Origin of the sequence: Campylobacter sp. BCW_6877 (assembly GCF_001762445.1) — a bacterium.
In the GTDB taxonomy this organism is placed as follows: Bacteria; Campylobacterota; Campylobacteria; order Campylobacterales; family Campylobacteraceae; genus Campylobacter_D; species Campylobacter_D jejuni.
In genome coordinates this window covers 41541-61837 of sequence record NZ_MJWW01000011.1, presented here as the reverse complement: position 1 = coordinate 61837, position 20297 = coordinate 41541, and the positions used below count along the sequence as shown (strand labels likewise).

General features: G+C 30.1%; 17 protein-coding genes and 2 tRNA genes. 5 read left to right on the top strand and 14 right to left on the bottom strand.

Features of this window, described 5'->3' with window-relative positions:
• The first annotated feature begins 69 nt into the window (after window positions 1-69).
• Window positions 70-711: a thiol:disulfide interchange protein DsbA/DsbL gene (locus tag AJ936_RS00845; protein WP_044779244.1), complete on the top strand. Its 642-nt coding sequence runs from the start codon at window positions 70-72 to the stop codon at window positions 709-711.
• A 34-nt stretch (window positions 712-745) separates the two neighbouring features.
• Here the strand turns inward: AJ936_RS00845 and AJ936_RS00840 are convergent, their stop codons facing one another.
• Entirely contained in the window at window positions 746-1732 is a 987-nt protein-coding gene (locus AJ936_RS00840; protein ID WP_044779283.1) for a c-type cytochrome, read from the bottom strand.
• Window positions 1733-1933: 201 nt separating this feature from the next.
• Here AJ936_RS00840 and AJ936_RS10170 point away from each other — a divergent pair, with 201 nt between their 5' ends.
• On the top strand, window positions 1934-2074 hold the full coding sequence (locus tag AJ936_RS10170) for a hypothetical protein (RefSeq protein WP_002861506.1): 141 nt from the start codon (window positions 1934-1936) through the stop codon (window positions 2072-2074).
• Here the strand turns inward: AJ936_RS10170 and AJ936_RS00830 are convergent.
• From AJ936_RS00830 to AJ936_RS00810, 5 genes are read right to left on the bottom strand one after another with little or no spacing between them, the layout of a single operon-like run.
• Window positions 2062-2694 (bottom strand): hypothetical protein, encoded by a 633-nt coding sequence (locus tag AJ936_RS00830; protein WP_070210077.1) that lies wholly within the window; start codon window positions 2692-2694, stop codon window positions 2062-2064. The genes AJ936_RS10170 and AJ936_RS00830 overlap by 13 nt on opposite strands.
• A complete protein-coding gene (locus tag AJ936_RS00825; protein ID WP_002852415.1) occupies window positions 2691-2933 on the bottom strand; it encodes a hypothetical protein in 243 nt (80 codons plus the stop codon). The genes AJ936_RS00830 and AJ936_RS00825 overlap by 4 nt, the downstream gene beginning before the upstream one ends.
• Window positions 2917-3963 carry a DHH family phosphoesterase gene (locus tag AJ936_RS00820; protein WP_070210076.1) on the bottom strand — a complete coding sequence of 349 codons (1047 nt, stop codon included), beginning with the start codon at window positions 3961-3963 and terminating at the stop codon, window positions 2917-2919. The genes AJ936_RS00825 and AJ936_RS00820 overlap by 17 nt, the downstream gene beginning before the upstream one ends.
• Window positions 3964-3971: 8 nt before the next feature.
• The gene (gene flhA / locus AJ936_RS00815; RefSeq protein ID WP_002852599.1) at window positions 3972-6146 is read right to left on the bottom strand and encodes a flagellar biosynthesis protein FlhA; all 2175 of its coding nucleotides are present in this window, start codon (window positions 6144-6146) and stop codon (window positions 3972-3974) included.
• A complete protein-coding gene (locus tag AJ936_RS00810; protein WP_044780498.1) occupies window positions 6133-6543 on the bottom strand; it encodes an RrF2 family transcriptional regulator in 411 nt (136 codons plus the stop codon). Before AJ936_RS00810 ends, flhA begins: the two co-directional genes overlap by 14 nt.
• A 174-nt stretch (window positions 6544-6717) precedes the next feature.
• On the opposite strand from AJ936_RS00810, the gene rpsO reads away from it, so the two are divergent.
• A complete protein-coding gene (rpsO, locus tag AJ936_RS00805; protein ID WP_002852579.1) occupies window positions 6718-6990 on the top strand; it encodes a 30S ribosomal protein S15 in 273 nt (90 codons plus the stop codon).
• 85 nt (window positions 6991-7075) lie between these two features.
• Here the strand turns inward: rpsO and AJ936_RS00800 are convergent, their stop codons facing one another.
• Together AJ936_RS00800 and flgL are read right to left on the bottom strand one after the other, a co-directional pair.
• Window positions 7076-9916, bottom strand: coding sequence for a DNA translocase FtsK (locus AJ936_RS00800; protein ID WP_070273949.1), 2841 nt, complete (start codon window positions 9914-9916; stop codon window positions 7076-7078).
• Between the two features lie 107 nt (window positions 9917-10023).
• Window positions 10024-12273 carry a flagellar hook-associated protein FlgL gene (gene flgL, locus AJ936_RS00795; RefSeq protein WP_044779240.1) on the bottom strand — a complete coding sequence of 750 codons (2250 nt, stop codon included), beginning with the start codon at window positions 12271-12273 and terminating at the stop codon, window positions 10024-10026.
• Between the two features lie 180 nt (window positions 12274-12453).
• On the opposite strand from flgL, the gene AJ936_RS00790 reads away from it, so the two are divergent.
• Window positions 12454-12540: transfer RNA gene (locus AJ936_RS00790), tRNA-Leu, on the top strand.
• Between the two features lie 10 nt (window positions 12541-12550).
• Window positions 12551-12625: transfer RNA gene (locus AJ936_RS00785), tRNA-Gly, on the top strand.
• A 30-nt stretch (window positions 12626-12655) separates the two neighbouring features.
• Here the strand turns inward: AJ936_RS00785 and abc-f are convergent.
• From abc-f to AJ936_RS00755, 6 genes are read right to left on the bottom strand one after another with little or no spacing between them, the layout of a single operon-like run.
• Complete coding sequence (abc-f, locus tag AJ936_RS00780; RefSeq protein WP_044779239.1) at window positions 12656-14587, bottom strand: ribosomal protection-like ABC-F family protein; 1932 nt, start codon at window positions 14585-14587, stop codon at window positions 12656-12658.
• A gap of 3 nt (window positions 14588-14590) precedes the next feature.
• Window positions 14591-15880 carry a sensor histidine kinase KdpD gene (locus AJ936_RS00775; protein WP_044779238.1) on the bottom strand — a complete coding sequence of 430 codons (1290 nt, stop codon included), beginning with the start codon at window positions 15878-15880 and terminating at the stop codon, window positions 14591-14593.
• Entirely contained in the window at window positions 15874-16536 is a 663-nt protein-coding gene (locus AJ936_RS00770; protein ID WP_004305935.1) for a response regulator transcription factor, read from the bottom strand. Before AJ936_RS00770 ends, AJ936_RS00775 begins: the two co-directional genes overlap by 7 nt.
• A complete protein-coding gene (serA, locus tag AJ936_RS00765) occupies window positions 16523-18106 on the bottom strand; it encodes a phosphoglycerate dehydrogenase (protein ID WP_044780500.1) in 1584 nt (527 codons plus the stop codon). The genes AJ936_RS00770 and serA overlap by 14 nt, the downstream gene beginning before the upstream one ends.
• On the bottom strand, window positions 18103-18591 hold the full coding sequence (locus tag AJ936_RS00760) for a hypothetical protein (protein ID WP_044780501.1): 489 nt from the start codon (window positions 18589-18591) through the stop codon (window positions 18103-18105). Before AJ936_RS00760 ends, serA begins: the two co-directional genes overlap by 4 nt.
• Window positions 18591-20261, bottom strand: a complete 1671-nt coding sequence (locus AJ936_RS00755; protein WP_053872271.1) for a 30S ribosomal protein S1 — start codon at window positions 20259-20261, stop codon at window positions 18591-18593. Before AJ936_RS00755 ends, AJ936_RS00760 begins: the two co-directional genes overlap by 1 nt.
• Between the last annotated feature and the right edge of the window lie 36 nt (window positions 20262-20297).

Here is a 20297-nt window from a genome sequence, read left to right as displayed (position 1 = left end):
AAATTTGGGCTTATTTATTTTTTTTAAATAAAATTATCTCTGAAAATTTTATTTAATCAAGGATATAGTATGCGTAATTTTTTTTGCAAATTTGTTTTAGCGCTTGTATTTTGCTCAAGTTTTGCGTTAGCAAATAATAGTTTTATTACTCTTAATCCAAATTTACCCAACTCCGAAAATAGTGTAATAGAAGCATTTTCTTATAAATGTATACATTGTTATAATCATCATAAATTTGGAACCCTTGAAAAACTAAGAGAAGCTTTTCCAAATTTACATTTTAAACTCTATCCTGTAAGTTTAATGAATGGAGATTTTTCCAAAGAAATGAATGATCTTTTTGCCTTTGCTCAATACAAAGATGAGCAAAATGGTAAAGACGCGAGTTATTCTGATAGTTTATCTCATAAACTTGCTGATGTTTATTTTGTTTCTTATTTTTTAAACAAGCAAAGAAATTTTTCGAATTTAGATGAATTTTACGACATAGGTTTAAAGGCTATGAATGTAAATAAAAATGAAGTATTAAATTTTTTAAATACCCCAAAAGCTAAAGAAATTTTAAGCGAGTTTCAAAGAGCTAATGATATAGCTAAAACCTATGGCACCCCTGCTTTTGTTGTTAATGGAAAATATCAAATTAACCCAAGTGCAATCAATTCGATGCAAGATTTAGAAGATCTAGTTAAAAAATTAAGTAATATGAAATAATAAATTTTTTAAGGCAATAAAAATTGCCTTAAAATTATTTTTTGATCATATTTGTATAAGGTCCATAGCGATGTTGGGTTGTAGAAAAGCTATCATCATAAGGTCCTACATCCATATCCAAAGGCTTAACCTTTCTATCTGGAAAGTCTTTATCTCTATTTGCTTTAATAGGACGGGCTTGTGAATTCATGTAAGCTGCTACATCATAAGCATCTTCAAGACTTAAGTCAGGCGCACCTTGAGGCATATTTTCTTTAATATAAGAAGCAGCTTTGATAAGACGATACATTCCAGCTCCTGTATTATAACTATCATTGCCCCAAAGTGGTGGATAAAGATAATACGCGCCTGCGCTATCCTCATTTTTAAGCCCTAATCCATTTTCTTGATGACAAACGGCACATTTATCCATATAAATTGCTTTACCTTTTTTAGGATCAGCTGCTCTCGAGATGAAATCTATCTTCTTAAGCCCCTGCCCTTCTATCTTAGCTCCTACTGGAACTCCTTGAGATAACCATTGCATATAAGTTAGCATGGCTTTCATTTCAGGCGCATCACTAGGCATTCTTTTGCCATTCATAGAGCGTTCAAAACAGCCATTGATCCTATCTGCTAAGGTAATTACTTTATCTCCTCTGGCATTATATTGTGGAAATCTTGCCCAAATTCCTACAAAACCTGATTGATTTTGTACACTTCCACCATTAGCATGGCAACTTGAACAAGAAAGATTATTTCCCGCAAATCTTTTTTTAGGATCTTTGGCCTGTGGACCTACATATTTGCTTGTTTCATTAAGAATTTTATTTCCCAAAATAACCATTTTGCTATATTCTGAATTTTTTGGCATTTTAGTTTCATCTATGGTACCATCTTCATTTAAAGCCTTAGGTAAATTCCATTTGGCAGTAGGTAGATCAATACCTGTTGCACTCTTAGTTTTTTCCAAATTTGGATCTAAGGCTAAAGCACAACTTCCACATAACAACAAAGTTAAAACTATAGAAAATTTATTCATCATTTTTCCTCCTTAAATTTGTCTAATTCGAATTCAGTATATAACTTTGCTTCAAAAAAGTCAATAAAAGTTAATAATATTTCAATAAAAAACTTCAAATTCTTAAAACAATATTTATTTGCCTTATAATTAAAACTTTAAAATAAAAATAAAGTTTTTTTGATAAAATTGAAGTTTGCAATATTTTTAGAGGTTGGTTTAATGAAAAATTTAAGCATTCAAGAAAAAAAAGACTTAGATAACTGCGTTTTTCAAAATCTTGGAAGGCAAGATACTTTTACTTTAAGTGCGATTTTTAAAAATTTTTATTTAAAAATTAAAGCATTTATTTATTCTAAATAATACCACTTAAAATCTTTTTTTGTGCAAGAAAGATCTTTAAAAGAAGGCGATTGGATAAATAGTTTGCACTCTTTATCCAAATTTTCTATTCCGTATATTTTCATAGCCATTCTTGAGTCATGTCTTGTAAGTTCTATTCCAACGCAAGCTTGATTGTTGATTTTATAAAGCAAAGTACCACCATCTTTTTCATCTATATTTAAAACATCCAAATTCTTATTTTTACTCATATCTTTTATATCTTTACTAAAAGAATATCGGAGTTTATAATATATCATAATATCCTGCATGGTATTTTTCAAATTTTGTAAATTTTCATTAATCAAGTATCCATTATTTTTATAAAGTTTTAAAAAATCTTCATTAAGAAATTTTTGAAAACTTTCATCTTTAGATAATTTTTGACAAGAGTTATAGCTATTTAAAATTCTAACTTGACCAGCTTCTATTAAAAGCTCAAGGCAATCTTTATTTTCTTGTGAAAATTGTACTAATTTAACTTCTTGAATCTTAAAATCTTTGTTCGGTTTTTTTTCATAAGCAAAATCATTTAATTTTTCGTAAATATTAGCAAAACTTAAAGAATATAAACTAAAAAAAATTAAAATACACTTTTTCATTGAAAAAAATCTTTGTATTTATTTTTTAGAAATTCCACCACTTCTAAAATTTCATCAACCCCTTCTTTGTTGGAATTTTCGAGCACATTATCTATATTATCAATATAAGCTTCTATTGCATTTTCTAATTTTTCTCTTTTAACTCCAGCGTATAAAAGCATAGCTTCTAAAACTATGCTAAGCTCATATTGTAAATCTTCTAGTTCATTTTTTAAGGTTTTATTATTGTTTTGATTCATTGTTTTCCTTTTTAAGTTTTTTGCTTTTAATTAAATCAATAATTTGAGCCTTAATATGATTATAATTTGCTCCATCTTTAAATGTCGCAAAAAGTCCACCACTAGCATTTTTATGTCCACCACCACCTACTAAATTTTTAGCCATTAAACTTACATCTATTTTTCCATTTGCACGAAAACTTAAGGTTTTTCTAGAACTAACATCAATAAAAAAGTCATAATCAGGATTTTTTACTAAAAAATCATTTCCAATAACAGAAGTATTGCCTATATTTGAAGTTAAGATGCCTTTATGGCCTTCATATTCTATACTGAAATTTTCTTTTAGCTCACTTAGTTTTTCAACTACAAAATAAGAAATTAAATTAGAAAGAGTATCATCATTTTTTCTGGCAAAATAATCCTTTTTTATAAAATGAGTAGCATTATCGAGTAAAATATTCGCATTTTCTTTTCCTATAAATTTCCAAGCCTTATCAAGCAAGAAAAACATATAATCGATTTGAGATTCTTTAAACATCACGCGATTTATTTCTTTTGCATTGGCAATCAAGCCTAAAAAAACCTTTCCAAGTTCAAAATTTTCATCCTCGCTTAGCCAAATATCAACAGCATTAACTACATCAACAAATTTTGAAAGTTTTAAAACTGGGGTGCAGATTTTAGAGAAAAAATCATAAACGATTTTAGTTGCACATCTTTTAGAATCAAGTAAATACCAAGAATATTTTTGAGCGCATTCTTCACCACTCTGATGATGATCAAGAAGAAAAATTTTAATATTTTTCTCTTTACAAATTTTTTCAAATTCTTCGCATTGATTTAAATTTAAATTTAAATCTGTTATTAGAATAATAGCTTTTCCGAAATTTTCATCTTTTTCTATATCGCCTATAATAGAGTTAAAATTTTCATTAATTTCTTTACCATAATTAGAATTATAAAATTTCACATTTTTAAAATAAAAATTTACTACAAATTGACAAGCATAACCATCAAGATCTGTGTGCGAAAGATGATAAATTTTCATTATATTCCTTAAAGTTCTATCCTAATAATACCCTCGGTATTAAAATTTGTATTTTCTGCAATTTCTGCAAAACTTAACACTACTATATTAATGCTAAAATTATAACAAATATCAGCAATGAATTTTCTAAGTTGCGGTTCAACGCAAAGTATAAAAGGCTTGATACGACCATTTGCTACCGCGGCAACTTCAGCCCTTAGAGTATCTACTAAAGTGCCTGTTTGAGCTACACTTAAAGGCAAGTGATAACTTCCATCTCTAAATTGTACATTTTCCATTAAAACTGCAGAGCTAGCAGAGTCTAAGATAAAAATATCCAAATTTCCTTTATCATCTAAATACATATTTGTAATCATCCTAGCTAAAGACGCCCTTACATGTTCAATAATCATATCAAAACTCTTGCTTACTTCTGCTATATCGCTTACAGATTCTAAAATAGTAAGCATATCTTTAATTGGTATGTGATGCTTAAGCAAGTCTTTGAGAATTTTTTGAATAAGACTTACAGGTGCAACACCTAAAGCACCTTCTACAATGATTGGATAATCATTTTTAACCTTATCAAGAAGATTTTGCACCTCTTGGCGTGTAAGAAGTTCGCTTGCGTGTGCTTTGATAAGTTCGCTCATATGTGTTGAAATAACACTTGCAGGATCTATTACTATATAGCCATTTAATGTTGCTTCATCTTTTAAATTCGCATCAATCCAAAGTGCATCAGAGTTAAAAGCAGGTTCTTTTGTAGCAATCCCTTCTATCTCTTCTGTGATAAAACCACTATCCATGGCTAAATATTTATCCGGATAAATTTCAGCACTTGCTATAGACACGCCCTTGAGTTTAAAACTATACTCATTTGGTTTAAGTCTTAAATTATCTCTTATTCTTATTTTTGGCATTAAAAATCCTAAACTTTCAGCAATACTTCTTCTCATTGAGCGAATTCTTTCTGTAAGTTCGTTTTCAGCAAGCTTAATAAGTCCGTATCCAAGTTCAAGTTCTAAAATTTCAACTTTGAGTATGTCGTTAATCTTGTGCTCTTCTTCTTTGAGAATTTCCTCTTCGCTTTTCTTAGCAGGTGCTGCCGTTGTCCCACCTGCTCCACTTTGAGATGCAGCTGCGGCACTTGGTTTGCTTTTTTTAACTGTGGTTATATCAATTTTACCTTCCTTAACCTGCTTGGTAAGATAGCCAAGACTTAAAAAAACTAAAGCCATAAAGCCCAAGGATAAAGTTGGCAAACCAGGTACTAACGCAAAGATAAAAAGTACAAAACCTACTATTAAAAGTGTGCGATATTCACTTAAAAGTTGAGTTAAAGTTCCTTCTGCAAAATTTTCCTCATCTTTGCTTGCACGAGTGATAATTATAGCGGTTGCAGTAGAAGTAATAAGCCCTGGAATTTGCGATACAAGTCCATCGCCTATGGTTAAAATAGTATAAGTAGATGCAGCATCGCTTAAAGCCATATCGTGCTGAAAAGATCCTATTAAAAAACCACCTATGATATTTATAATAGTTATGATAATTCCTGCAACAGCATCTCCTTTGATAAATTTAGAAGAACCATCCATTGCACCATAGAAGTTTGCTTCAGCAATAACTTCTTGACGTCTTGCTCTAGCGGTTTGTTCATCGATAAGTCCTGCATTTAAATCCGCGTCAATAGCCATTTGTTTACCCGGCATTGCATCAAGTGTAAATCTTGCTTGTACTTCAGAAACCCTTGTACTACCTTTTGTTACAACCATGAAATTAATCAATACTAAGATACAAAATACAATCACACCAATGACCATATTTCCACCAACAACAAATTCTCCAAATGCTGCTATAATCTCACTCACAGCTTCAGGGCCGTTTTGCCCTTCGCTTAAAATCATCCTTGTAGTAGCTATATTTAAAGAAAGTCTAAATAAAGTAATAATCAAGATTAAAGTTGGAAAAGTTGTTAAATCTGTCGGTTTAGGTATATAAATAGAAATTAAAATAATTAATACCGATAAAGCTATACTTAAAGCTAAGAAAAAGTCCAAAATAGGACTTGGTAAAGGAACTATAATAATAGCTAAAATGCAAACTAAAAAACCAACAATAGTTAAGCTTTTAGCTTTTAAAACAGGAGCAATTAAAGGCCCCAAAAAAGGAAAAACTAAATCGACTATTTTATTTTTTGCCATTATTTTTCATAATATCTTCTAAAGTAATAGAATCTAAAAATTCATCTACTTTATTTTGTAAATTTACTAACATAGGCATTAAGGTGCAATTTTTTTCTTTATTATTTGGACAAGTACCACCGCTGCATTCAAATACACTGATATCCTTTTTTTCAGCACTATTAACAATTTCTTTTATAGTATATTGATTTGGTTCTTTGATTAATGCAAAACCACCTTTTGCCCCTTTAAAGGATTTTAACAAGCCATCTTTAGCTAAAGTTTGTAAAATTTTAGCTAAAAAACTTTTGGGAATATCAAGCTCTAAAGCTAAAGAATCTACATCTTGAGGTGCTTCTTTTTGAGAAATATAAATTAAAGAAAGTAAAGCGTATTCGCTAGCTTTGGTAAATAGCACAAATTCTCCTTATTATAACTACAGAAATAGCTGTAATTATAATAAATAATTCTTAGAAAAAGACTTAAATTTTGACAAAACCTTCTAAAAAGGATAAATTCAGTTTATTTTTTGCTTTTTAAGATAAAATTACAGTTCTTTAATTTTATTATTTTACCAATCAGGAGGTCTATCATGGCTTTGGATTCGGCCAAAAAAGCAGAAATAGTTGCGAAATTCGCTAAAAAACCAGGTGATACTGGTTCAACAGAAGTTCAAGTAGCTCTTTTAACTGCAAGAATTGCAGAACTTACAGAACATTTAAAAATCTACAAAAAAGACTTTTCATCAAGACTAGGACTTCTAAAACTTGTAGGTCAAAGAAAAAGACTTTTATCTTATCTTAAAAGAAAAGATTATAATTCTTATAGTAAGTTAATTACTGAATTAAATCTTAGAGATAAATAATTTTTAAGCCCTTTTTACGGGGCTTTTTCTTTTTAAATTTCTTCTTTTGTAATCAGTTTTATATATCAAAAATACAAGAAAAATCTTACAAGATTTCCCTTTGTCCTTTGGCATCAGGTTCGCTTAAAATCCCGTTTTGCGTAAGTTGTTCAATAATATTTGCAGAGCGGTTATAGCCGATTTTTAAACGGCGTTGCAAATAAGAAATGCTTGTTTTTCCATCTTCTAAGATCACTCTTTTGGCTTCTTCATAAAGCTCATCTACTTCCCCATCAAAGCTTTCATTTGTTGTAACACCCACGCTTTGCTGATCTTTTAAAAAGCTTTCATCATATTCTACGCTTTGTTGATCCTTTAGAAAATCCACGATTTTTTCTATTTCAAATTCGCTTGCAAAAGGCGCATGCAAACGCACTATAGAGCTTGTTCCAGGAGGAGTAAATAAACAATCCCCTCTTCCAAGTAAACTCTCAGCACCCATAGCATCTAAAATAACTTTAGAGTCAATTTTTTGCCCTACTTTATAAGAAATTCTACTTGGCAAATTCGCTTTGATCAGCCCTGTTACAACATCAACAGAAGGTCGTTGTGTAGCTACAATCAAGTGAATTCCACTTGCTCTTGCCATTTGTGCAAGTCTTCCTATATAAAATTCTACATCTTTACCCGCAGTCATCATCAAATCGGCAAGTTCATCAATAATTACTACAATAAAAGGGAGCTCTTCGCCGCCTAATTCTTTCATTTTTTCATTGTAATTTTCTATATTTTTGGTTTTTGCATCTGCCATTAAACGATAACGTCTTTCCATTTCAGCCACCATATTTGAAAGCGCATTGACCGCTTTTTTTGGATCTGTGATAACAGGAGTTAAAAGATGAGGAATATCATTATAAATGCTAAATTCAAGCATCTTAGGATCTATCATCATCAAACGCAAGGTTTTAGGAGAGTTACGATATAAAAGACTTAAAAGCATAGAATTTATCCCCACACTTTTACCGCTACCTGTAGTTCCTGCGATGAGTAAATGCGGAAGTTTTTTAAGATCGGTTACAAAAGCATTGCCTACTATATCTTTGCCCAAAGCTATAGTTAAAGGACTTTTAGCATTTTTAAAAACTTCGCTTTGTAAAATTTCTCTTAGATAAATAGTTTGAATTTCATCATTTGGGACTTCTATGCCTACAACATCTTTTCCTGGTATTGGAGCTTGAATACGGATTGATTTTGCCATTAAAGCCATAGTTAAATCATCTTGTAAATTTAAAATACGACTTACTTTTACATCTGCGCTAGGACGAAATTCAAAAGTAGTTACAACAGGACCAACATAAGTGCTTATAACATCGCCACCTATTTTAAAACGACGCAACTTTTCAAGAAGATTATAAATTTTTTTATCTATTTCACTTTCATTGATTTCTTGTCTATGCTCTTTTGGATTAGCTAAAAAATCTAATGGTGGCAAGGTGAAATCTTTTGGTTTTTCTATCTCACCCTGCTCTATTTCACGCAATAAAGCTTGGTTAATAGCAATTTCTTTGGCTAAAACTGCTTTTTGAAGTTTAATTTCTTGATCATTTGTTTTTTCATTATCGATTTTAATTTCTGTATTTTGGATAAAATCGAGTGTATTTTTTTCTTCTATAACTATTTCATTTATATTTTTTATAGGAGTAGGTTCTATATAAGGATGATTTAACTCTTCTACAATAGGAGTAAATTCGAAGATATTGTCTGCTTTATCTGGATTTTTATTTTCATTTATTTTGTTTGATTCTTCTGTTTCTGTTTTGATTGTCTTTGAGTTATTAAAACTGTATTTATTCCCTTCTATAATATCGCTTGAATTTATCGCATCATATTCTTCTAATTTTTTAATTTCTTGTTTTACTTTATTTTCTAAAATTTCATTTTGATAGGCTTTGTATTCTTGTTCTAGTTTTTCTTTTTTTATCAAATTCTCTCTAAGTTCAAGCTCTTTTGTGAAAATTTTTGGTTTAACTTCCTGTTTAGAAACTGGAATTTCAATATTTTTACGCTTATAACTTGGCTCATCTAAATTTTTATTTGTATCTATTTGCTTTATATCTTCAAGTTTTTTAGGTTTTAAAAAACGTTCAGGAATCATATCTACCCCTTCTTCTGAAATAAAATTAAAATCTTCATCAAGGCTAATGCTCATTTTGCTAGCCTTTTGTGCGAAATTTCGCACTTGTTGAGAATGCTCATAAACAAAACTTCTTGATTCTTTTAAGCTTTGTGTATCAATCTCTATGGTTTCATCTAAAATTTGATTTTTTAGTTTTTCAAAGTTTTCCTTAGCTGTGGTAATTGAATTTTTACTTGCATTGATATTGCAATCTTTGATTATCTGTTCTAAGTTATTGGTTTTTTCTTTTTTATTTATTTGCAAATTCTCATAAATACTATCTTGCAAAATATTTAATTTTGGAGCCATAGGTTCTGATTTACCTACATCTTCTTTCTCATTTTCTCCGCCAAATACACGCATAAGTAAAGATTTAAAAGCTTGCTCTACTTTTAATAAAAAAGTAAAATCTAATTCTATTTTTAAAATTTCTTTTGCAAATTTCGGAAACAATAAGATCAAAGAAAATAGCAAAAGTAAAAGAGCAAAAATTCCACTCCCTGTATGTCCTAAGATTATAGAAAAAAATCCATATACAATTTCTAAAATATACCCAAACTCTCTATAAAAGACAGAAAATAAAAGCAAAGTAGAAAAAAAGGCCAAAGAAAAACCAAAAAGCTCTCTACGCTTAAAATTTTCTATTTTATAATTTTTTCTATAGTAAAGATAATTTAACACAAGTAAAAAAAATGGATAATAATACCCAAATTCTCCAAATAAAAATAAATTAGCCTTGTAAACCCATTCTCCCATGCTAGGTGCTAGCATACAAAGACAAATATAAAAAATAACAAGTGTAGAGCTGGTAAAAATGGCTTCTTTTTTAATATTCTTTCCTTAAAAATAAAATCAAAGCCAAATTATACCATAAATTTTTACATATAATTTAATAAGCTAAGTTGAGAAATTGTTGTACTAGCCTTAAGAGAAGCTTGATATGCAAGTTGAACTTGCATTAAATTCATCATAGCTTCACCATAATCTACATCAATAACATTTGACTTAATGCTTTGCACATTTACGCTTAAGAAATTTACTCGAGTATTGACACCATCTATAGTATTATGATAAGCTCCCATGGTTGTATTAAGCTTGCTGATATGATCTGCTAAATGATCGAGTCTTTCTAAAGCTCCTTGCATTCCGGTATTTCTTGGATCGGCCGAATTTCCATCGGCTCTCATATTACCACTTAAAACCGCATCTATCATAGTATCTAAATCTTTTATAAGATCAACATTTGGTTCATCTATAACTAAAGCATTATTGGCACTAAAACTAAAATTTGGACCATTCTCTACTTGCGCAGTTGTAGTATAAGGTGGTTGCGGAAAATGTCCACTTTGAGAATCACTTAAAGAAATTCCTATGTTGGTTCCTGAGGATAGCTTATCGGTAACGCTAATGCGACCTTTATAATCCATGCTTACATCAACAGTAGCTTGAGAATCTTTCATGAGTTGTTGTAAACTATTATAACCATTTGCATCAACTTTTCCATTTGTAGCTGTTATGCTTTGGGTTGGAATTTTATCTGCGGCAAACATACCTATAATATCATTGATTTGACCATAAGTAATATCATTTGATCCTGTAACAACTCCACTATTTCCAGTTGCAGGATCAGTATGGGTTATAGGAAAACTTATGGTTTGACCTGGATTATTAGGATCAGGATAGCTTACAGTTGAAGTTTGTAAATTTATAGTAACATCGTAAGAATTTCCACCTTTGGAATTGACTTTTAAATTTAAAGTAGTACCATTTAGACTATTTCCTGCCATTACCTCGCTAAGTTTGGTTGAATCAGTTGCATAAGCATTACTTCCTTTAATAACTTGAGAAACATTACCATAAACAGTATTTCCATCTTTTTCAAAATAAACATTATCATAATCTGCACCATTGGCTTTGTTGCCAGCTGAATCAGTCATATTGCTTTTAATAAAATCAGTTTGAGCTAAACTAAAGGTAAACTCTTGCTCTTTTCCATCTTTTCCTGTTAATTTAATAGTAACTGGACTAGTTGGATTGGTAATATCACCATTTTTCATAGCCTCTTGCATAACAGCATTGGTAACATTATCCATGTTAAGATCATTATCCTTAACAAATTTTTCCATTGCTTTGAAACTTTCTGTTTTGTCCATTTGTGGAGTATAGGCTACGGCATGAAAGTCTAATTTATTATTGCCTTGTTTTAAATCTGTGATTTGAATTTGACCACTATTATTGATGCTTACTTCTACAACTTTATTATTAGCAGTGTTGCCATAAAGTGCACCAATTTGCTCTAATACATCTTCTATTTTATCATCTGGTTTTACTAAAACTGCACTTTTAAAGCTTGTTCCATCTGGTTTTGTTCCTTGAACATAGAGTGTTGAAGGTGGAAAATTAAGTTTTCGGTCTTTATCTTCAAAATCTATATCCGGATCTAATTTTCCATCTTTTACATAATTTTGCCCGATAAGCTGCTTCCAAGCAGAATCCCCGTTTAAATACTCTTGTTTATCTTTATCTGTATAACGATTATCTGTAAAACTGATATTAGTAGTAATTTGTTTTTTATAGTCTCCATCTGCTTTGAAAAATAAATCCCATCCAGGTATATTATAAGGACTTTCAGTTCCAGCTCCAGTTACTACATTGATATTATTTTTATCTCCATAATAATTACCATTGGAATCAAAAGGTTTATTTGCAACTTGTGAGCCTGCAAAAAGATACTGACCATTAACGCTAGTATTTGCAAGCTGAACTATACTCTCTTTTATGCGTTCTAATTCTTTTGCTATAGCCTCCCTTGAAGTTTGAGAGTTCCCATCACTTGCAGCTTGAGTTACTTTAACTTTAAAATCTTCAAGAAGTTTTACCATATCTTGCAAAGCTTTCATGCTGTTTTGAGTCATTTCTTTTGCACTGTTTGTTGCTTGTTTTACTTGTTCTAATGTTTTAATTTCATATTCAAGACGCGTATTATCTATATAAATGCTTGCATCTTCATATGAATTTTGTATTTTTAAACCTGAAGCAAGTTGTTGAGATATCTGATATAAAGCACTTTGACCGCCCATAGAATTATTCACACTATTTGTGAAATTAAGTTTATTTGTAATTCTCATTTTTTTCCTCTAAAGTATTAAAGTTAAAATCTTTTCAAACATTGCTAATAAACAAAAGCAATAACTGTTCCAAAAATTTAAATTACATAATTTTATATAATCTTTTTGAAAATACTTTTTATTTTTAAAGTATTTTTTAGTCTAAAAAAGTATAATTTCAACTTTAAATCTTAAAAATGAGCCCGAGTGGTGAAACTGGTAGACGCGCCAGACTCAAAATCTGGTAAGGGCAACCTTGTGTCGGTTCGAGTCCGACCTCGGGCACCACTTATTTTTTGCGGGAATAGCTCAGGGGTAGAGCACAACCTTGCCAAGGTTGGGGTCGCGAGTTCGAATCTCGTTTCCCGCTCCATAGAGTAAAAAAATATAAAATCTTTATTAATTATAAATTCTCACTTTTCTCTAATACTAAAAAATACTCATTTTCTAAAATTTCAAGTTCTTTTTGCATTACTTCAAGCTCTTGATAAAGCTTGTTAATACCTATTTCTTGATATACATTTGGATCGGATAAATCTTGATTTAATTTAGCTATCTTTTGCTCTAAAAAATCTATTTTTTCAGGATGGTTTTTTAATATCTCATTTTCTTTGTAGCTTAATTTTTTAGAGCTTTTTTCTTTTTGGTTATTATTTTGCTCTTGGGTTTGAAGCTCTAAAGCAAAATTATCCAATTCTTCAATTTCTTTTTCATTTTCAAGATATTCAGTATAAAGAGTGTGTAAAATATTTATATATCCATTTCCCTCAAAAGCATAAAGTTTTGTTGCGATTTTATCAACAAAATATCTATCGTGTGATACTAGCAAAATAGCCCCTTCAAAACTAAGTAAGTATTCTTCTAGTATATTAATCGTAGCTATATCAAGATCATTAGTTGGCTCATCTAAAATCAAAACATCATATTCTTTAGTAAAAAGCAAGGCTAAAGCAACGCGATTTTTCTCTCCACCACTTAAAAGAGCCACACTTTTATCTAAAAATTCCTTAGGAAATAAAAAATTTTTCAAATATCCATAAACATGCATATTTTTACCACGAACTTCAACCCTATCTCCACCATTGGGACAAAAAATTTCAAGCAAGCTTTTATCAGAATTTACCAAGCTTCTAGCTTGATCAAAATATCCTATCTTAAGCTCTCCGCGTTTTATTTCACCGCTATCTTGTTTTATTTGCCCTAGAAGAATTTTTAACAATGTCGATTTTCCACAACCATTTCTTCCTACGATAGCTATGCGTTCACCTTGTAAAATACGCGTTGAAAAATCTTTAAAAAGATTTTTATTGTTTATATTTTTGCTTATATTTTTAAGCTCAAAAAGCATTTTTTTACGATTGATCGTTTTTCCTCCATTAAAATTTAAGGCCGCTCTTGAAATTTCAAGTTTTAAGCGTTTGATTGCTCCGGGATTTTTTTTCGCTTCTTCACGCATTTTAAAAATGCGTTCTTTTCGTCCTTCATTTCTTTTAAGTCTTGCCTTAACCCCTCTTCTAAGCCATTCTTCTTCGCTTTTTAATTGCTTTAAAAGAGTTTCATGGCTCTTAGCAAGGCTTTGCAAAATTTGTGTTTTTTTCTCTAAATAGTTTGCATATCCGCCTTTAAAAATACTAAGTTTACCCTGCTCCACTTCTATACACTTGTGTGCTATAGCGTCAATAAAATATCTATCATGGGAAATAAAAATCACACACATCTTTGAATTTTTTAGCAATTCTTCTAAAAAGCTTGTCATATATACATCTAAATGATTAGTTGGCTCATCAAGCAATAAAATATCAGGATTTTTTAGTAAAAGTATGCAAAGGCCAACGCGGCGTATTTCTCCACCACTTAAAGTAGATATAATACGATTTTCATACTCAAGCAAACTAAATTCTTTTAAAACGCGTATTATTTTAGATTCTATATTCCAAGCATCTTTACTATCAATCAAAGTCATAAGCGTATCTATTTTTTTAAGATAATCTTTATTGCTAGGATCTTCTTCTAATTTTTTATGCAGTATTTCATATTCTTCTAAGGCATTGTAAATTTCTGCAAGCTCTTGCTTGATGGCTTCTTTTACACTTAAATTTGCGTTAAAATCAACGGTTTGTGAAAGCATGGCTATGCTTTTTCCATTTTGTCTTATTACTCTACCGCTATCTAAAGGAAGTGCGCCTAAAAGCGTTTTTAAAAAAGTAGATTTTCCTTCTCCATTTTTGCCTATAATGGCAATCTTTTCTCCCTCGTTTGCGCTAAAATTTACTTCATTTAAAACTATTTTGTCTCCAAATTTTTTTGAAGCTTCAATTAAATCTATAAGAGCCATTTTTTATCCTTGACTGAGTTTAAAACTAAAACTAGAACCATAGCCTAAAGTGCTAGAAATTTCAAGATAACTTTTATGTATACTTAAAATTTTCTTTACTAAAAAAAGTCCCAAACCAAAAGAATTATCACTTTTTACATCAATTTTATAAAATTTTTTTGTAATCAATTTTATTTTATCTTCTTCTATACCTTTTCCAAAATCTTGCACTATTATCTTTTGATCTCTTGCTGTTAAAATGACTTCTTTTTGACTATATTTTAAAGCATTAGAAAGCAAATTTATAATCACTTGCTCGATTAAAAATTCATCAGCCTTAACTTTCGTGCTTTTACCTTGCAATACAACTCTTTCAAAGCCTGGGTTTTTAGTGATTTTTTCACACAGAGAAAAAAGATCAAATTCTTGCATCTGCAAGGCTTCACTATTAAGATTAAAAACAAAATTAAGCTTATGGGTCAAAGCATTAAGCTTAATGCTTTGACGCGAAATTTTTTCTAGCAATTCCTTTTTTAATTTTTTATCTTCCAATTTCTCATCTTTTAGCATCTCTAAGCTAAGATCAATCACGCTTAATGGATTTTTAAGCTCATGAGAAATAGCAGAAATCACACTAGCAAGCTGAGTATTTTTTAAAGTGATTTTATCGCTTTGTTTTTTATTTTTCTGGGTATTCTTTAGAATTTTATCCTTAGTTTTTAAAAGCTTCTCATTTAGCAAATTAAATTCTTTAAACATTCCTTTTTCTAATATAACAACTTTATGATCCCCTATAGAATCTAAAAAATCCAAAATTTTATTAAAATTTTTCTCTATTCTTCTACCTAGCAACAACATTAAAATAAAAACAAACAGCAAGGACACTCCAAAACCGATTGCCATTTTTGTCCAAAAAAGTTCTAAATCTAAAAAACGAGGATAAACAATAATAATATATTTATATCCTTTGTAAATAAAGCTTTTAGTGAGAATTTTTTTTGAATCGAAATTTAAAATTTTTCCTTCTTTAAGATTAGAAAAAAAATCAGGATTTTTTACAGAACTTATTTTCATATCATTGTTTAGGATAATAAAATCAGCCCTAGTATCTTTAGCAAAATCCTTGATATTAGCATCATTTAAATGTTCTAAGAGAGAAAATTTTAAAACATCATCAAGGCTTTTGATTTTTTGCTCATATTGTTTTATAAGCAAGAAATTAAGATAAGAGTTAGTAAAAGTACAAAAAATAAACCCAAAAATCAAAGCCAATACAACAAAAAAAACTATAAAAATATTTTTAGTTTTTAGCATAATTTATAGCCAACACCTCTAACGCTTATAATATGATCTTTTAGTTTTGGAAATTTATTTCTAAGTCTTGTTAGAGCTATATTGATTGTTTTATCACTTGTAGTATCATCTTTCCAAACGCTTTCGCTTAAAAATTGTCTAGTAAGCAAGGTATTTGGATTTTCAAAAAAATATTTTAAAAGCTCATAGTCAAGATTTGAGATTTCTAATTTTTGATTTTTGTAAAAGAATTCATAATTAGCCAAATCTAAAATAAAATCACCAAAAGATAGTTTTTCTTCTTCTTTTTTATGGCGTTTTAAAATTGCTTTAATGCGAAGCAAAAGCTCATTAAAATCAAAAGGTTTACAAACATAATCATCACAACCACTTTCAAAGCCTTCGAGCAAATCTTGATGCAAAGCCTTGGCTGTAAGAAAAATAACTGCTTCTTTATATCCTTGCTCTCTTAAATCTTGAATTTTTTCTAAAGAATCTCCACTGGGCAAATTTCTATCGACTATTAAAAGATCGATTTGCTCATTATCGAGCAAATCTTCAACTCCAAAAAAATCCACTAAAGATATAACTTCATAACCACTAGATTTTAACTTTAAAACAAGCAGTTCGTTTAAATCTATATCATCTTCTATAATTAAAATTTTAAATTTCAACATATTGGACAAATACACACGCCTCTAATTGTTTTAGTTCATCTAATACTTCTTTCTGAACTTTTTCATCAATCAAAACAACAGCCAAAGCATACCCAAAACCATCTCTACCAAGCCTAAAATCAGCTATATTGATATTTTTAGCTGCCAAAACGGAGCTGATTTTAGCTATAACTCCTGGTATGTCTTTGTTTTTAAAAATAATCATTTTCCCTTTTGGCTTAAAATCAGTTTTAAAGCCATTTAATCCAACTATGCGTTGTTCATTTTCATTAAACACTGTTCCTGAAACACTGATATTTGAATTTTCGGTGATAATTTTAACGCTAAGTTTATTATTATAACCACTATTTGGAAGAGTTTCGCAAGATAATTCAACTCCTTTTTCTTTGGCAACAAATTCTGCATTAACATAATTAATTTTCTCTCCTAAAATTCCACCCAAAGCACCAACAGCTGCAAAGGTTAGCATAGAATTTGCATACTCGCCAATAATTCCTTCAGCCTCTAATTTAATACTTTTTATAGGATTTTTATCAATTTGAACAGCTAAAAAAGCCATTTTAGAAACAAGTTCTATATAAGGAGCTACAAAAGGTGGTAAATCTTCGGTTTTAATTGGCAAATTTAAGGCATTAGGATAAGCCACGCCTCGTGCTGCACTTAGTGCTTGCTCACAAGCTTCTCTTGCGATATTGTCTTGACTTTCTAAAGTATTTGCTCCTAGGTGAGAAGTAACTGAAATATTTTCAAAGTCTAAAAGAGGATGATTAGTCGCAGGTTCTTTATTGAATACATCTATACCAAGCCATGCTATTTTACCACTTTTTAAACCTTCATATAAAGCCTCTTCTGTATACAATCCTCCGCGAGCACAATTTATTAATCTTATTCCATCTTTCATTTTTGCAATTTCTTGCTTTCCTATCATACCATTGGTTTCTTTGGTTTTTGGTGTGTGAATGGTAATAAAATCACTTTTTTCTAAAATTTCATCCAAATTTTTTGCTTGCTCCATATCTAAATCTGTAATCTTAGAAGCAGAAATATACGGATCGTAGGCTAAAATTTTCATACCAAATGCTTTAGCACGGATAGCTACTCTTGAACCTATATTTCCAAAACCTATAACCCCTAGCGTTTTGTTCATCAATTCAATGCCATACCATTTTTCTCTTTCCCATTTTCTTTCAATTTTTAAAAAATTATGAGCATTGACAAAGCTTCTAGCTGATGTTAAAAGATGTACCATTGTTAGTTCAACTGCGGCAATAGTATTTGCAGTTGGGACATTCATCACAATCACTCCTCTTTTAGAACACTCTGGAATATCAACATTATCTACGCCCACCCCAGCACGCACAAGCGCTTTTAATTTTTTGGCATGATTTAAGAAATTTATATCTACATCTGTAGAACTTCTAGTAATAGCAACTTCAACATCGCTTAGCATTTGCATAAGTTCATCTTTTGGAACTTTTGCAGCTTCTATAAGCTCAATATCTTCAGCTTTTCTTAGAATATCGATACCTTTATCCAAAATAGCATCACATACTATAATCTTTTTTTTCATAACCAAATTTCCTTTACTTCTGTATTTATTTTATATTTTTTTAATTCTTTCATAATATCATCTATAAGTTTTTCATTACCTGTATCCAAAAAGATTTCTGGACTATCACCTGATTTAAGAAGAAAATACTTCACATTAAAAGAATTTAAAGTCTGTCTTAAGCAAAACATAGAATAAATATCATATTTTCCAACTATAAGTTGATAATATTTATTTTTCTCCTTAAGCTCGCTAGTATCCGCATCAAAATATAAGGTAAATTTTTCTGCTGCTGGGGTAAAATCTCGTGTAGGCCATTTTGCTAATTCTTCTTGCCATGAAAGATCTTGATTTTGGGTTTGAATGCTTGGCTGCGTATTTGTATCTTTAGCAAATTGTGGAATGAAATTTACATTAGCTTTAAATTGCCAAAGCAATGTAAAAACAACAGCAAGCAAAATGAGTAATAAAATACTCAAAATGCTTATTGTAATGTATTTTTTCATTAAGTTAGCTGATCTTTAATGATATCACCTAAAGTCACTTTATCATCATTATTGATTTCATTAAGAACTTCTCTTTCTTTCATTCTAATAAGATTTTTAACACTTAGGCGAATTCTATTTTTCTTTTCATCAATAAAAACTATAGCAGCTTCAATATCGTCGCCAATTTTCAAATTTTCAAGCATAGAAGTGCTTATATCTTCTTTATGAATTAAAGCATCAACATTTTTACTTAGCTCTACAAAAACACCAAAATCTTTAATATCACGGATAGCGCCTTTTACAATATCGCCGACTTTATGAATTTTGGCATATTCTTGCACTGGAGAACTGCTTAATTCTTTTGTGCTTAATGATATTTTTTGGTTTTCTTCGTCTATTTTGATAATTTTTACTTTGATTTTATCCCCTTGGGAGAATTTATCTTTGCACTTATCGTTTCTATCCCAAGAAGCATCTTCATTATGCAATAAACCTTCAATACCGCCAAGTTTAACAAATGCACCAAAAGAAGTTACCGAGGTAATTTCTCCTTCAACCACATCTGCAATTTTGTAAGATTTCATAAATTCATCAAAAGGTCTAGAAAGTAAATTTCTTAAAGATACTCTTAAGCGTCTTTCATTCGGATTGATTTCAATTACTTCAACATCAATTTCTTGACCTTTGTTGATATAATCTTTTGGATTTTTGATGTTTTTATCCCAAGAAATTTCACTGATATGTAAAAATCCTTCTATATCATTTCCTAAATCTACAAAAGCACCATAAGGCTCTATATTTGATACTATTACTTTAATGGTATCACCTACATCAAGAGTATCTTTTATCTCGCTCCATGGATCAGGTAAAGCCGCTTTTATAGATAAGGATAAATGTTTGCGTTCTTTATCATACTTTATTACTTTAACTGGAACTTTATCGCCCTCTTTATAAAGTGTTCCAGGATTTACAGGTCCTTTGTAAGAAATTTCGCTGTAATGAACAAGGCCATCAACACCTCCTACATCTACAAACATACCATAAGTGGTAATTTTTTTCACAATACCTTCAATTAAATCTTCTTGTTGTGCTACATTATTGATCAATTCTTTGCGTTTTCTTCTCTCCTCATCTAAAGTTTTTTTACGAGAAACAATGATACTTTGCTCATCTTTGTCGATTTTAATAATTTTAACTTTAAACGTTTTGCCTATAATGTTATTTGTTTCTTTGAAGCCATATTGAGATTTTGGCAAGAAAAATTCAACATCATTTTCATCAACAACTATCAATCCGCCTTTATTTTTTCCAACTACTTTTACGGTAAAAATATCATCTTGATTTTCTTGATAGTTTTTAATAAATTCAATAACTTTTTCTTTTCTCAAAGCTTTTTTATGAGAAAGTAAAGATCTGCCACCACGAGAACCCATAACAGAAACTTTAATACTATCGCCTACATTAAATAATAACTTAGAATTGTCATCTTGTATTTCGCTAAGAGCTAAAATACCTTCAGATTTTTTACCTATATCTACATAAACTTCATCATTTTTGATCTCTACAATCACACCCTCTGTTGTAGCCTCTTCTCTTGATTTATCAAAAGCCTCTAAAAGCTGTCCAAAATCTTCTTCCTCAAGATAATCGTCTACAATGCCTTGAACTTTTTTGTTCACCTCGCTCATTATGGTCCTTTAAAATAATTTTTAGAAATTGATTGA